This window comes from Pseudomonas sp. P129, from assembly GCF_020312195.1.
Taxonomy (GTDB): domain Bacteria; phylum Pseudomonadota; class Gammaproteobacteria; order Pseudomonadales; family Pseudomonadaceae; genus Aquipseudomonas; species Aquipseudomonas fragariae.
This window is the reverse complement of record NZ_JAGPYS010000003.1, coordinates 87645-101769: the sequence shown is the minus strand read 5'-3', so window position 1 is coordinate 101769 and position 14125 is coordinate 87645. Positions and strand designations below refer to the sequence as shown.

The window sequence follows — 14125 nt, the reverse complement described above, 5'->3', positions numbered from 1 at the left end:
GGGCCACGAAGACGTAGCAAAGGCGGCATTATCCGGGTGCTCAAGTCGCTATGCAACAGGATGGCCACTACAATATGCCTACCATTCAGCAACTCCGCCGCTGCGACAGCCCACCACTCCGTGCGAGCCCGGCCGCCCCATGTTAGTCTTCGCGCCCAGTTCGGCGCCCGATCCTGCATATCCGCCACACGCAGGCGTAACCCTCTGCCTTGGTACACCATTGAGAAGTGATGTAATTGATCGACATTGAGAACAACAGAACATGGATATAGGCTTGAGCTGTACGGTCTGGGCCAAAGGTGAACATACCGGCCATCTGGACGGTATCGGCATATATTCACGGGCGCTCTGGCACGGTCTGAACAAGCTGAGTCAGGCTGAAGATATTAACGTCAAACCTTATGCTTTCGGCAGGCACCTGCCAGTGCTGGCCTGTGGTCAGCCGCAACAGTTGTCCAGCGACTACCGTATTCATGCTGTGCTCAGTGGCGTCCTCAAACTGCCATTGGGTAGTTCGGCAAGCATCGCCAAAGATGTCCAACTGTTCCATGCCACGGACCACCATATCCCGCGGATCAAAGGTGTACCTGTCGTCGCCACGATCATGGACATGATTCCGGTGCTGCACCCGGAATGGATCAAGCAAGACCTCAAGCGCCTGAAAAGCTGGCTGTTCACTACCAGCATCGAGCGTGCCGATCACATCATCACCATCTCCGAATACAGCAAGCAGGACATGGTTAGCCATCTGGGCATCGCGCCAGAGCGTATCAGCGTCACGCCGCTGGGCGTGGAGCCTGTGTATTTCGAGCGCATTGGCGCCGCCGAGCGCGACAGAGTGCTCGCCGCGCATGGCCTCACACCAGGCTTCTTTTTGGTGGTCGGCACCCTGCAGCCACGCAAAAACCTGCAACGCGTGCTTGAAGCCTTTGAGCAACTGCCCGCACAGGTACGTAAAGAGCATCCGTTGGTAATTGTCGGTCGTGACGGTTGGAGCAACGAAGAACTGCTCCCGCAGCTTGAGGCGTTGCAGCAACGTGGCGAAGGTCGCTGGCTGAGTTACCTGCCACAGGATGAGGTGCTGGCGCTGCTGCAAAGTGCCGGAGCGCTGGTGTTTGCCTCGCTGTATGAAGGGTTCGGCCTGCCGGCCATCGAGGCGTTCGCGGCTCAGTGTCCGCTGATTGCATCCAACAACTCTTCACTTCCGGAAGTCACGGGGGATGCCGCCTGGGCTGTCGACCCGAACAGTGCAGAGAGCATCAGCACCGCAATGCTCGCCGTACTGGAACAGTCTGAAGAGCGTGAGCGCAAGGTTCAGTCAGGGCTGGAGCGTGCGCGTCAGTTCAGTTGGGATGCCTGTGCGCAAAAAACGCTGGATGTTTATCGTATGGTCTTGGCTAATCGGCGTTAGTCGAGGGGGCCGAGCAGGAAAGGTTTCTTTTCAACGGAAACCCAGTAGCTGGCTCGGCTGCTAAATTGTCTCCAAGTCATCGCTGGCACTGACGATGCTTTTCTTCGGGACCGGTTTGCCTATAAACACGGTGAACGCGAGGCTGCGTTCAACGACAGCAAATCAATTTGTTGAGTGATCAACACCTGTGCACGGCAGACTGGCACCACCCTGAACACTCTGGTAATCCAGCTAACGATCCAATCTTTCAATGCCCCCAAATTGCGCGACCACGATCCTGGAACGAGGCATCTCACAAATTGGCACCTCTCCAGCGCAAAAATGCCATCAACTGAATCGACTCGGCGTTACGCAAGCTTTCTACCTATCTAATTCATTTGTCTGGTCGCGAGGACAATTATCACCGCTATGCTGGTAATGCATCCATGTTCTATTACTGGCGGTATGGAAAGCGGCAGAAACGCTCGATACAGGCATTCGCAAAACAGTACAGTGGTATCTGGCCAATCAGAAATGGGTGAGTGGTGTCATGGACGAAAGTTACCGTGACTGGATCGTGCAACAGTATGAGGTCAGCGACGCATGAAGATTTTGCTGCTGGGCAAGAATGGGCAGGTTGGCTGGGAGCTGCAGCGCGCTCTGGCACCGCTGGGCGAGGTGATCGCGCTGGATCGTCAGGGTACCGATGGCCTGTGCGGTGATCTGGCCGATCTGGAGCGCCTGGCTGCCACGGTTCGTGCGCTGGCGCCTGACGTCATCGTCAACGCAGCGGCCTATACGGCTGTGGACAAGGCGGAGAGCGAGCCGGACCTGGCGATGTTGATCAACGGCGAAGCTCCCGGCGTCCTGGCCAGAGAAGCGGCGACGCTGGGCGCATGGCTGATTCACTACTCGACTGATTATGTGTTTGATGGCAGCGGCGAACAGCAGTGGCGCGAAGACGGGGCTACCGGCCCATTGTCGGTCTACGGCCGCAGCAAGCTGATGGGCGAGCAGGCGATTCAGGCCAGTGGTGCCAAGGCGTTGATACTGCGCACAAGTTGGGTGTATGCGGCGCGCGGCCACAACTTCGCCAAGACCATGCTGCGCCTGGCCACCGAACGTGACTCGTTGAACGTGGTAGCGGACCAGTACGGCGCCCCCACCGGTGCCGAACTGATCGCCGACGTCACTGCGCAGATTCTGCATCGCGTGCGCGCTGATCAGAACCCGGCAGCATTGGCAGGTATCTATCACTTGGCTGCTGCCGGTGAGACGTCATGGCACGGCTTTGCACAGTTCGTTCTGGAACACGCCGCACGTAATGGCGTGGCATTGAAGGTCGCGCCCGACCAGATCGGCGCCATCCCCACAGAAGCGTATCCAGTGCCGGCACCGCGCCCGCGCAATTCGCGGCTGGCTTTGGCTAAACTCGAAACTGCTTTTCAATTGAAGATGCCGTCTTGGCAACAAGGCGCACAACGCATGCTGGACGAAATCCAGCGCTAAGGACTCTCATGGCTCGTAAAGGAATCATTCTGGCTGGTGGATCGGGTACCCGTTTGCACCCGGCCACGCTCTCTGTCTCCAAACAGCTGTTGCCGGTGTACGACAAGCCGATGATCTACTACCCGCTGTGCACGCTCTTGCTGGCCGGGATCCGCGACATTCTGATCATCTCCACACCGCAGGACACGCCGCGTTTCTCGCAGTTACTGGGTGACGGCAGCCAGTGGGGCCTGAACCTCAGCTATGCAGTTCAGCCTAGCCCGGATGGCCTGGCTCAGGCGTTCACCATCGGCGCAGACTTCATCGGCAACGATGCATCGGCACTGGTACTGGGCGACAACATTTTCTACGGCCACGACTTCCAGTCGCTGCTGCTCAATGCCAGCAACCGTGAGTCGGGCGCCTCGGTCTTCGCATATCACGTGCAGGACCCCGAGCGTTATGGCGTAGCCGAATTCGATGACAGCGGCCGAGTGCTGTCGCTTGAAGAGAAGCCCATGGTTGCCAAGTCGAACTACGCCGTCACTGGTTTGTATTTCTACGACAATCAAGTGGTCGATCTGGCCCGCCAGTTGAAGCCCTCCCCACGCGGAGAGTTGGAGATCACCGACCTCAACACGCTGTATCTGGAGCAGAAACAGCTGCACGTCGAGATCATGGGTCGTGGCTATGCCTGGCTGGACACAGGTACGCATGACAGCCTGCTGGAAGCCGGCCAGTACATTGCCACGCTGGAAAGGCGCCAAGGCCTGAAAGTCGCCTGTCCCGAAGAGATCTGCTACCGCGCGGGCTGGATTGATGGTGCGCAGCTTGAAAAGCTTGCGCAGCCGTTGATCAAGAATGGCTACGGCCAGTACTTGAAGAATGTGCTGAAGGAACGGATATTTTGATGCTCTCCTCCTTGCGGGCATGAAGCTGCTAAGATGACCGCAGGCCTTAAAAAGCCTGCGGCGGCAAGAAAATATAATAACCGCAGTTTCCTGCTATGAATGGCTTTTAAATATCAACGGTCAACTGTTAGCGCATCCATCGAATCGGTTCTTAGGCTAAAGCGGTTCAGCCAATGTATTTGAAAGCCGCAAAGGCATTTGCCGTTTAAACGCCTGTGAAGCGTCTCAGTTGCACATGACTGCAATTTATGGAGACAACTGAAAAAATGAGCACCCCTCACGAGCCCAGGCTCAACCTCTCCAACTATGCCACCTACGTCACTATTCTTACATTTGTGGCGACAGCACTGGTAATATTGATCCAATTACTAACCGGCTCTGACCAGGTCTTATATTGGAAAAGCGATTATGCGATTTTCTTGATTGACATGTATCACGCCTCACAGTTTGACCAGGAAATCGGCATATCATCACGATTTGGCTGGGCACATCCGGGACCTTTTAATTATTACATGCTGATCCCTTGGTACTCGCTTTTTGGTGAAAAGGAAATAGGGCTGATACTGGGCACCTTCCTCTACAACATAGGGTTCATTGCAGCATCTACCTGGACAGTTGCAAAGATCAGCGATAGAAAAACAGCGGCTCTGTTTTTGACAACCCTGGTCATCTACTCAACTATTGCGTTGGGGGCAAAGGTTTTTCTAGATGTTCTACTTCCCTACTCAACGATTTTTCCATGGATATTTGCCCTGTGCATTTCCATTGCCATCATACAAAAACACAGTCATTTAATCCCCCTACTCGCTTTAACGCTGAGCTGTGTCACGCAAATGCACGTTGCATTCTGGATGCCCGCAGTCGTGCTGGGATTGAGCACATTGGCAGGTTCGCTTTTACATAAAAGACCTGAAAGAAAAGAAATACTATTGTGGATAGCCGCTGCCTGTTTATTCGCAATAACGTGGATACCGCCCCTCCATGAATTCAATAATATCTCGAAAATATTTGGATTCTTTACCTCAAGACCAAGCTCAGATCATTCCCTACTGGACGCAGCTCATGCGCTTGCAGTTCTGATGGGAGAGCCAATTCGCGGGGCTGTTTTGAGCTATGGAGAAGCAAGGCCCGGCGGCTTACCGCTGTATTTGGGAATACTGGCAATCACGGCCTCGATTTTCTGCACCCTTGCAGCGTGGAAACACAATAATAAAACGGCATTGATACTGGGATACCTGGTACTGCTTCAACTGGCAACCTATCTTTATGCATTATCAAAAGTCACGGGCCCCATACTGCACCACAGCATTACTTTCATTCCGATGATAAGCGTGTTTATTGTATTGCAAGCTCTGTTACTTATAAACCAAAGACTTTCAAGCACTCACGCAAACACCATATTGGCTGTCATAGGCAGCCTGGCAGCCTTGCTATTCATAGCGACGCATTACCAGCAGATAACGAATACGATTGTCATCGCCAAAACACCCGACGAGGAAGTCGCACACTTATATACAGAGTTAAAGGAAGCAGCCCACAGCTGCACAAACACACCGACTATCAATATGAATCAAGCGATCTGGGCGCCTGTAATTGGAGCAGTATCTGCAGCTTACCGAAGTGGGCAGCCCTTTAATATCACACCTTCATTTTGGTCTATTATATTTGGATGGCGCGTCCCCACACAGCCTACCCATTGCGTGATAAGTTTTGCCCAACAAAATGATCGCATCATTCTAGACGTGAAAGATTATGAAAGCATCAACCAAATCAAGGGCTCAGTTGTTATCAGACTCGACACATTAACGTTCACTTCTTACGGCACCGCCCTGTTCGATAAGGAGCGTTTGCGCGTATATTCTGAGCCATTCACTGATGCTGGCTTTCAATCCCAAGAACTGACACTAGCAGCCGGACAGTATAGAATAAATGCCATTCTAGACTGGGCAGCAACGTCTGAAAAATCCGACACTAATGCGGGACATCTTTCATTCCACGGCAACAGCATCATTTATGCGATAACCGAACCTTCTGCCACAGATAAAACTATAACTGCGTATTTTACGTCGACTGGGAAACCATTCAGACTTTCGTTTGGGTTAGGCGGATGGTCTACTGGAAAAGGTTATGTTCAGCTGAAAGATCTGCAGGTAGAGCTTTTAAAACAGCCATAATTTACTGAAAAACCATACTGCCCGCAGGATCACTGTCGGGCAGAATGGAGCGACGCTCAAATTAATCGGCCTACGGCTTCACTTGAACGTAATGGCCTTTACAAATACGCTCAGAGAGCGTGCATCTTCACTCATGCCTAATTGGTGAGGAGAGACCGCATCCGGCGTCGAAAAAGTGACAACCATTTTATCACTGCCAAGACGGGGCAGTTTAATTTCCGTGGTAGTATCTGCCGGATCGCTCAACACCGAACTGTATTGCTCCACACCGTTGACAAGAACCTTCACAGCCTGCTTCGGATGCTGACTGCTCACAAATGGGCGCCAGTCTATAACCATTACACTTGGGGGCTGAGCATCTAAGATACAACTAAATTCAGCGCTTCTTCCTGCAATCCAGGTTCCCATACTTTCTGCAGAACCAAACCCCTGCAACCGACGCGCGTCAACAAATCCGTTTGTTGAGAAATCGACACGCCCGCGGCAATAGCTCGAGTCGCTTACCCGCTCCGACAAACAGTGCGCATTCGTAATTGACAGACCGGCACCTGAAAAGGTCTGACACTCTTTAGTGTCATATTTTTTTACACCAGCACTTGTAATAATGCGGCTGTAATTAGCGTAGTCATGCAACGAGTTAGCTATAAGCACATCTGATATCGCCAGTTCTCTCTGCGTTTTGAACATAGAGATCGAAAAGAGGTAGTCAATTATTGGCGACCTACCTTCCAACCCAATCACAACATCATTTTCTCCATGCTCTGTAGCAGGCAACTGCAGCGCTAACGCGTCCAGCTTCTTCTCCAGCTGCACCAGCTCGGAGAGATCATAAGCCTCGATATTTTGTATCGACGCATTGAAAACAGCATAAAAGCTGACAGCGATAAACAGAGCATACGCGAGAGAATAGTTGTTGGATGTCTCCGCACCCTCGGCACCTTTGCGACAAAACATAAAACCTAGCAGAATCGCAAGCGAGATAAAGAGATGAGTAACAATGCCATACACATATTTTTTTACAGCATAATCCGAGCCCATCCCATACTTCACAAGTACCATTTGCAACAAGCACAGGCAAGAGACCGCCGCGCCGTAGATAGCAAGGTACTTTACAGCCGGGTAGCCCAGCATTGGCTTATTCTTGACGTGAAGCGTTAGCATCACGATTGAAAGAATAACCCCCAACACGCACAACGTTGCGATGCCTGTCGGATAAGTGATATTGATAAAACTTAGCGTACCGTCATTTTCTGAAATCTTTCTCATTGAAGAGAACGCAGGGTTCAGAACAACGCCCCCCAAAGCCACAACGGGAACTAGAAGACTTGCTACTGCAGCAGGAATGCTGAGTTTCTTGTCGAGAAAGTCTGAATAAGCATTGAATAGGATCAGCCCGCCCAAGAGGCCCAGCAGCTCCAGAGTTGGCAGCAAGTGAACGCCTGTATTGATGGCGATGGCCCCTATCAAAAAGACATAGGCCGTGCCCCTGCCCCTGCGCACCTCAAGAAAAACAGCGACAGCCATGCCTAAAACAGCGACAGCCTGACCTACCAACTGGGAGTAAAAATAGTTGCTGACTATCTCGCCGCCGTGCACATCGAAATGGAATGCGTACTTATTGACGACAAGCAGTAAAGCAAGCGTGAACGTGGAAGCCGCTGCAACACGCCGTGGCAGCGTGTTGAGCATATAGATGAACGCCCCCCATAGAACAGCGAGCGACAGCAGAGAAACGATTTGCAACCCTAAAAATGTCGAGTGCATCGGCCAGCCGACTATCGCCGCGACTATATGGCTCAGCCTAGGGTAATAATTCATCTCTCCCAAGGTGGGATCGTTTGAGTTTATCAGATTAAAATTTTCAGCTATACGATAGGCCAACGCATAGTGATGTGCCAAGTCGACAGACTGACTCCACAGGACATCAATATTTGACAGCATCAGCCACCCTGTCACCAGAAGCAGCGTATAGCAGAAAAATCGCGACGGTAATGGTTGCATGTGATTCACTCAGACGATCCCTTTCAGATTAGAGCTTTTGGGCGATCAAGCGACCTTCGCGAATCGCGTAATTCGTTCCCCGGTCCTCTGGATAAATCTGAGCCATCGTCGAAATCAACGCATTATCGAATGGTGTGGATGCATCAGGGACGTATTGAGAGTAATTACGCTCGGTCACCGGTTGAGCGTACTCGGAACGCCAGACCTTGAAGTCGACGACCCACTCTTTTTCAAAGTGAGGGAACATTCGCTTCAAATGCGAGAGGGCGAAATCAAGATATTCATCATCGCTGTAGGCCCAGACTGGATCTTCAGTGGCCAGGTAGCGAGAGAGGTAGGCAATGTGCGTACCCTTGTAATTTTCCGGGGTGTCAAAATTGGTGTGTTCGATAACACCCACAAATGGGAAACCCGGATCATTGACGTTGAGCCAATAGGTGTCTGACAGGCTGTGCTTCAGGCGCAAAACCAGGCACATGTTGCCCAGGTACTTGACCCTGCGCAATTTTGCCAGCCATGCATCGTCCGCTGAGTTCTGAAACATATTCGCGATCAATGGAAACGACGGCGTAAACAAAAACTTATTGCCCGCCACTTCGCCCTCTTCGGTGGTGACAGCAGTGACTTGTTTACCCGCGGTCACCAGACCAGTGACTTTGGAATTAAAGACGACCTCGCTGCCATTAGCACGAATGGCCGAAACGAGTGCCTCTGCAAGCCGTCCGAAACCGCCTTTGAAGTAGGCAAGTTCTTCGCCGCCTTTATCGTTGCGCGTACTGCCGCGCAACACTAGCTTTTTCCACATCCAGACGGCGTTGACTGCCTCTGCGTAAACAGAGAACTTGGAGTTGATCAGCGGCTCCCATACCACTTTGTACACAGACTTGCCGCACATGCCTTCCAGCCATTCGCGGATACTCAGGTGCTCGATCGTCTTCCAGTCCTTGATGCGGCGTACTTGAAAAACCAACAGCCCCAGGCGTATGCGATCGACAAGGGACAGTGCCTTGAAGCGCAGCAAGTCCAACGGTGTGGATAACTTCCACATTCTTCCGTTGAAATACATACCGGTTCGCGTAGGCAGCAAGATAACGTCACCTTCCAGCCCCAACTCCTTGACCAGTTCCGGTACAAAGACGTCGTTATTGAACCAGTGGTGATAAAACTTCTCTACGCGAACGCCATCGTTGAATTCAAAAATCCCGGCCAATCCGCCTGGCGTGGAGTCGGCTTCAATCACCTTCACTCGCTTCCCCTGCTTTGACAGCACGTAAGCAGCCGTGAGGCCTGTGAAGCCACCGCCCACAATCACCACATCATAATTATTCATTAACATTTACCAAGGTAGAATTTTTCATGATTATGCTCGCGCTGCTTTGAATAACGCAGGGCGCGACCATATCGCCAATGCCCCAACAATCGTCGTTGGTAGCCAGAGGGCCAGATGTACAATTATCGCATAGCTGCCTGCTTGAGCTGCAGAACCACCAATGAGCGTGACTGCGGTGAAAGCAGCGAGATGAAACGGACCTACATAGCCGGGTGACGAAGGTGCCAAGGTAGAAAGCGTTGCGATCGCCATTACCAGCAGCGCCATAAGAGGGCTCGCGTCCAGGCCCAGCCCCATCAGTGCAAAATAAAACAAGCCTGACTCACCCACCCAGACAAGTACTGACAAACCAAGCATCGCGCCAAGTACGCGGGGCCGAGACATCACATCGAAGCTCTCGAAAAGCCCTCCGACGGCGTGAAATATCTGCTGCAGCCTGGAAGGTTTGATCGACTCTGACTGTTCGCCCGCCAATGAATAAAACAGGCGTGCGAAGCTGCCGGAAAAGAAAAATCCGACAGTGAGAGTCATGCCGCCTAACAAGGCCAGAATGACAGCTGTTTGCCGGAGTGCCGGCGGGACTTCCACGGTTTGTATCGCAAGCACGCCGAGCGCCAGGCAGGCCAGCAAGGTGACCAGATCTATAAGCCTCTCCACAACGAGACTGGTCGTTGCTGCGGTTTTGGTAACCCCCATGGCATAAGGGAATACCAGCGCACGCACGACATCACCCAACCGCAACGGCAGCACATTATTGAGTGCAATAGCACCCAGAAAAGGCGCCGCGCAGTTCTTGAATTCTACCGGCGTGCCTGTTGCAGAAAGCATTACAGACCATCGAAAGATACGCACGGCGTAGCCAAAGCCCAGCGATAGAATCCCCAGCGCCAGGTAGCGCCATTGGAAATGCTCAAGGGCTTCCATGACCTCCGAAAACTTCACCAGACGAAAAATTGCGATAAGGCAAATGAGCGTTATGCCCCCACCAATCACATGTTTTATCCAGCGTCTCTCTTTGGTCTGCGACTTCTGTGTCATGTTTATCTCAAATCCGCCAAGGGGCATTGTTGGTCGCCCACAACGCTTCCAGTTCGCGCTTGTCGCGCAAAGTGTCACAGGGCTGCCAGAAGCCATGATGCTGAAAGGCGCACAGGTGGCCATCTTTGGCAAGATTCGTCAGCGGCTCGCGCTCCCAGGAAATGCTGTCGCCGTCGATATATTTGATCACTTCTGGTTCCAGGACGAAGAACCCGCCGTTGATCCAGCCAATTTCATCAGCAGGCTTTTCAGAAAAACTGGACACATTGTTCTCGGCATCAATGTTGAGCACGCCAAAACGTCCAGGGGGCTGCACCGCTGCTACAGTTGCCAATTTCCCGTGTTGACGGTGAAATGCAACTTCTGCACTGATATCGATATCTGAAAGACCATCGCCATACGTGAGGCAAAAAGTTTCGTTGTTCAGATAAGGCGCCACGCGCTTGAGACGACCGCCAGTCATGGTTTCAGGACCGGTATCGACCAACGTAATCCGCCAGTCTTCGGCCTGGCTGTTCAGAATTTTTTGATCTCCGGTTGCAAGATCAATCGTCATGTCCGACATGTGATTATAGTAGTTGGAGAAAAACTCTTTGATCACATAGCCTTTGTAACCCAGGCAGATGACAAAATCCTTGATGCCGTGATTGGCATATGAACGCATGATGTGCCAAAGCAGAGGTTTACCGCCTATCTCTACCATCGGTTTCGGTTTGGTATCAGACTCTTCCGCAATGCGAGTTCCCAAGCCACCGGCCAAAATTACAGCTTTCATGTTTTTTCCTTATAACTTGAGATCGGAAGTTTCAAAGTTAAGACTTTGCTGAATCACAGCAATGGGGTCTGCACGCAACACCAGGTAAATACGCAGTAGGTACTCACCGATGATGCCTAACAAAAAAGAATTGAGGCCTATGCCGAACAGAACCAGAATGTGAATACTGGCTAGCCCAGGCGGCAGTTCAGGATGGAATAGACGCAATAACACATAATAGAGAGCGCCTAAAACACTGACAGCCAGAATCAACACCCCTAAAAATGATGCCATGCGTAGCGGCACTGTAGAGTGGTTGAACACCGCCGTCAGGCCCAACTGCAGCAGCCGGCTGATATTGAATTTACTGACGCCTGCAATCCGTGCATCCCGATCGTAAGGAATGCCCGTCTGATTGAAACCGATCCCCGCAATCATCCCTCTGAGATAGGGATTGGCCGTCTTGGTCTTGAGCAATACATCGACGACTTTCCTGTCAATCAGACGGAAGTCACCAACGTCTCGCGGTATTGGGTGCTCGCTCACTTTGTCGATTGCCCAATACCCCAGGCGACGAAAGTTGTTCAATAACCAACCTTCCGGCCTCTTGCGACGCACTCCATAGACCACCTCATGCCCTTCCTGCCAGCGAGCAAAAAACTCTTCCAGCATTTCCGGTGGATCTTGCAGGTCGGCGTCAATCTGCATCACAGCATCGCCCTTGGTGTGCATGTAATTGGCGAGAATAGAGCGCTGGAAGCCGTAGTTTCGAGAAAAGCGAATAGCTTTGACCCTCGGGTCTTTGGCCGCCAGGTCGGCTAGCATCTTCCAGGTATCGTCGTCCGAATGATTGTCTGAAAAGACAAACTCCAAATCACATCGGTCTTTCATCTTGGTCGCCAGCGCGTCCAGCCGAGCGTAAAGAGCTTCGATATTTCCAGACTCGTTGAGCACCGGGATCGAGATTGATACCAGGGGACGCTTGCCTGACATTAAATTTTCCATAAAGAATTCTGCACTCAGGCGGTTATCTGTTTTTTCATATAATCGACTACTGACTCTACGCTGTCGCGAAACACAACGCCGTTCAGCGCTTCAGGGCGCTCAAAAACATGGTCAAAATTTTCTTGAGCCGGCTCGGGCAATGCACCCAGGCGAAGTAGATGAGTTTTGTCGAATGCCGAGAAGATAGCCTTGGCCAAATCCCCAAGGCTGACAGGCATGCCATGACTTAGCTCAATGATGCCCTCAGCATGATTATCCACCAGCGACTTGATGGCCACCGCATCGTCCACCACATGGTGATACTCACGCAGTTGCCGGCCTTGGGTCATCTCGAAAGGAGCCTCTGCACGCAGAGCGCTCAAAATCTGTCCGAGAAACATGAAAGGGCTTGGCTCAGCTGAGCCGTAAAGTGTATGAATCCGGATATGCGCGGGCCTGACATTACCCTCCCCAACGCTTTCAACAAACTGACTCAACAGCAGTTTGCTTTGCACATAAGGATTGGAGGTCAGCGTGCGCTCCATTGCCGTTCCGAACGTGACAGTCCGGATGCCTGCAGAGGCGACAGCGTTGATTATATTGTGTGGCAGTCTGAAGTTTACGTCGTGCAACTGCTCGGCAGGCAGCCGAGGGTCGAGTAAGCCAGAACAGATGTACACCACAGCACCGGCATGCGCATATTTCGAAAAATAGTCAGTAATCGCCGCTATCGAATCAGGCTCGGCCCATCGCTCATAGACCGTTCGATCGACACAGGTGACTTCATTCGCAGTGTATTGCTCTGCGATAGCCTGCCCAAGTCGACCACGGCTGCCAATGATGAAGTTCATTCCTGAATGCCCGCTCGCCACCCATCAATTTGAGCGAGTGTAATTGCCCGGGCACTACCAGGACGTGCATAAAAATCTCGATACCAAGAAGCCGTTTTTTCCACAACTTCTTCCGTATTCCATACAGGAATCCAGTTCAGTTGATTTCTTGCGATAGAACTGTCCAGCGCCAATGCGCCCGCTTCAGGCAACGGATTGTCCATGAATTCGAGATTCGGACGCTGCCAGTCAGCACTCATCAATTCAAGAACATCTCTTACAGAGTACTGCTTGAGCTCTTGGGGCCCAAGGTTCCAGGCTTTCGCAACGCGGCCAGGGTTTTCGGATAGCAGCTCGGCAAGAATGACGAGGTAACCATGCACGAGTGCCAGAACATGCTGCCAAGGCCGTGTGGCATCAGGGTAACGCAGGGTCATGACCTGTCCTTCGTTCAAAGCCCGAACGAAGTCAGGAATAAGACGGTCTTCAGACCAATCCCCACCGCCGATTATATTGCCGCCTCGGGCGGTAGCAATGGCAGGACCCAGCCCTTGAGAGAAGGGGTAGGAAGCGCCATAGCTTTGGATGATCATTTCCGCAGCCGCTTTTGAAGCGCTGTAAGGGTCTTTGCCGCCCAGCGGATCATTTTCGCGATACGGCCATGCCCATTCGTTGTTTTTATAGACTTTGTCCGTTGTCACACAGAGCACGCCGCGGACACTTTTCACCAGCCGAGCGGCTTCAAGAACGTGCGCCGTTCCTTGGGCGTTGACCATGAAAGTCTGCACGGGCTCGCGGTAAGACCTGCGAACGAGAGGCTGAGCGGCCAGATGCAGGATCAAATCCGGCTGAAAGGCTTCGACAGCCTGCAGTAACTTGTCGAAGTCACAAATATCGCCCAGCACGCTGGTGACATCATCTTCAAGACCTATCTCTTCAAAAAGAGAGGGTTTGGTCTCGGGCGCAAGCGAATAGCCAGCTACATGAGCACCAATAGACTTTAGCCAAAGACACGCCCACCCCCCAGTGAAGCCGGTATGCCCGGTGACCAAAACCTTTTTCCCGGCAAGGCTGTCTTCGAACTTAAGTCTGGATGTCATTTTCCTACGCCATTGATGGTATGAGAATAACGCATCCCAGATCAGCAGTGATCAGGGATGCGAGCAGCAAAATTAGCGAGCAAGAATACATGGCTATCGCCACTTTGTGGAGATAAAGGACGCGG

At 52.1% G+C, this 14125-nt stretch carries 11 protein-coding genes and 1 pseudogene; 5 read left to right on the top strand and 7 right to left on the bottom strand.

Features of this window, described 5'->3' with window-relative positions:
• The first annotated feature begins 262 nt into the window (after nt 1–262).
• From KBY02_RS10170 to KBY02_RS10150, 5 genes and pseudogenes are all read left to right on the top strand, one after another.
• A complete protein-coding gene (locus KBY02_RS10170; protein ID WP_225650296.1) occupies nt 263–1411 on the top strand; it encodes a glycosyltransferase family 4 protein in 1149 nt (382 codons plus the stop codon).
• Nucleotides 1412–1856: 445 nt separating this feature from the next.
• A pseudogene (locus KBY02_RS10165) lies at nt 1857–1997 on the top strand (dTDP-glucose 4,6-dehydratase); the annotation flags it as partial.
• A complete protein-coding gene (gene rfbD / locus KBY02_RS10160; RefSeq protein ID WP_225650294.1) occupies nt 1994–2899 on the top strand; it encodes a dTDP-4-dehydrorhamnose reductase in 906 nt (301 codons plus the stop codon). The pseudogene KBY02_RS10165 and the gene rfbD, both read left to right, overlap by 4 nt.
• Nucleotides 2900–2907: 8 nt before the next feature.
• Nucleotides 2908–3789, top strand: coding sequence for a glucose-1-phosphate thymidylyltransferase RfbA (rfbA, locus tag KBY02_RS10155; protein ID WP_225650292.1), 882 nt, complete (start codon nt 2908–2910; stop codon nt 3787–3789).
• Between the two features lie 266 nt (nt 3790–4055).
• Complete coding sequence (locus KBY02_RS10150; RefSeq protein WP_225650290.1) at nt 4056–5963, top strand: hypothetical protein; 1908 nt, start codon at nt 4056–4058, stop codon at nt 5961–5963.
• A 78-nt stretch (nt 5964–6041) separates the two neighbouring features.
• Here the strand turns inward: KBY02_RS10150 and KBY02_RS10145 are convergent, their stop codons facing one another.
• Genes KBY02_RS10145 through rfbG form a run of 7 tightly spaced genes read right to left on the bottom strand, consistent with a single transcriptional unit; the run spans nt 6042 to nt 14000 of the window.
• Nucleotides 6042–7964, bottom strand: a complete 1923-nt coding sequence (locus KBY02_RS10145) for a hypothetical protein (RefSeq protein ID WP_225650423.1) — start codon at nt 7962–7964, stop codon at nt 6042–6044.
• 28 nt (nt 7965–7992) lie between these two features.
• Entirely contained in the window at nt 7993–9294 is a 1302-nt protein-coding gene (locus KBY02_RS10140) for an NAD(P)/FAD-dependent oxidoreductase (protein WP_074996640.1), read from the bottom strand.
• 30 nt (nt 9295–9324) lie between these two features.
• Nucleotides 9325–10359, bottom strand: coding sequence for a lysylphosphatidylglycerol synthase transmembrane domain-containing protein (locus tag KBY02_RS10135; protein WP_074996641.1), 1035 nt, complete (start codon nt 10357–10359; stop codon nt 9325–9327).
• Nucleotides 10340–11107, bottom strand: coding sequence for a glucose-1-phosphate cytidylyltransferase (gene rfbF / locus KBY02_RS10130; protein WP_016567233.1), 768 nt, complete (start codon nt 11105–11107; stop codon nt 10340–10342). The genes KBY02_RS10135 and rfbF overlap by 20 nt, the downstream gene beginning before the upstream one ends.
• Before the next feature lie 9 nt (nt 11108–11116).
• Nucleotides 11117–12079: a glycosyltransferase family 2 protein gene (locus KBY02_RS10125; protein ID WP_225650288.1), complete on the bottom strand. Its 963-nt coding sequence runs from the start codon at nt 12077–12079 to the stop codon at nt 11117–11119.
• A 26-nt stretch (nt 12080–12105) separates the two neighbouring features.
• Nucleotides 12106–12921, bottom strand: coding sequence for an NAD-dependent epimerase/dehydratase family protein (locus KBY02_RS10120; RefSeq protein WP_225650286.1), 816 nt, complete (start codon nt 12919–12921; stop codon nt 12106–12108).
• On the bottom strand, nt 12918–14000 hold the full coding sequence (rfbG, locus tag KBY02_RS10115; protein WP_225650284.1) for a CDP-glucose 4,6-dehydratase: 1083 nt from the start codon (nt 13998–14000) through the stop codon (nt 12918–12920). The genes KBY02_RS10120 and rfbG overlap by 4 nt, the downstream gene beginning before the upstream one ends.
• Nucleotides 14001–14125: the final 125 nt, after the last annotated feature.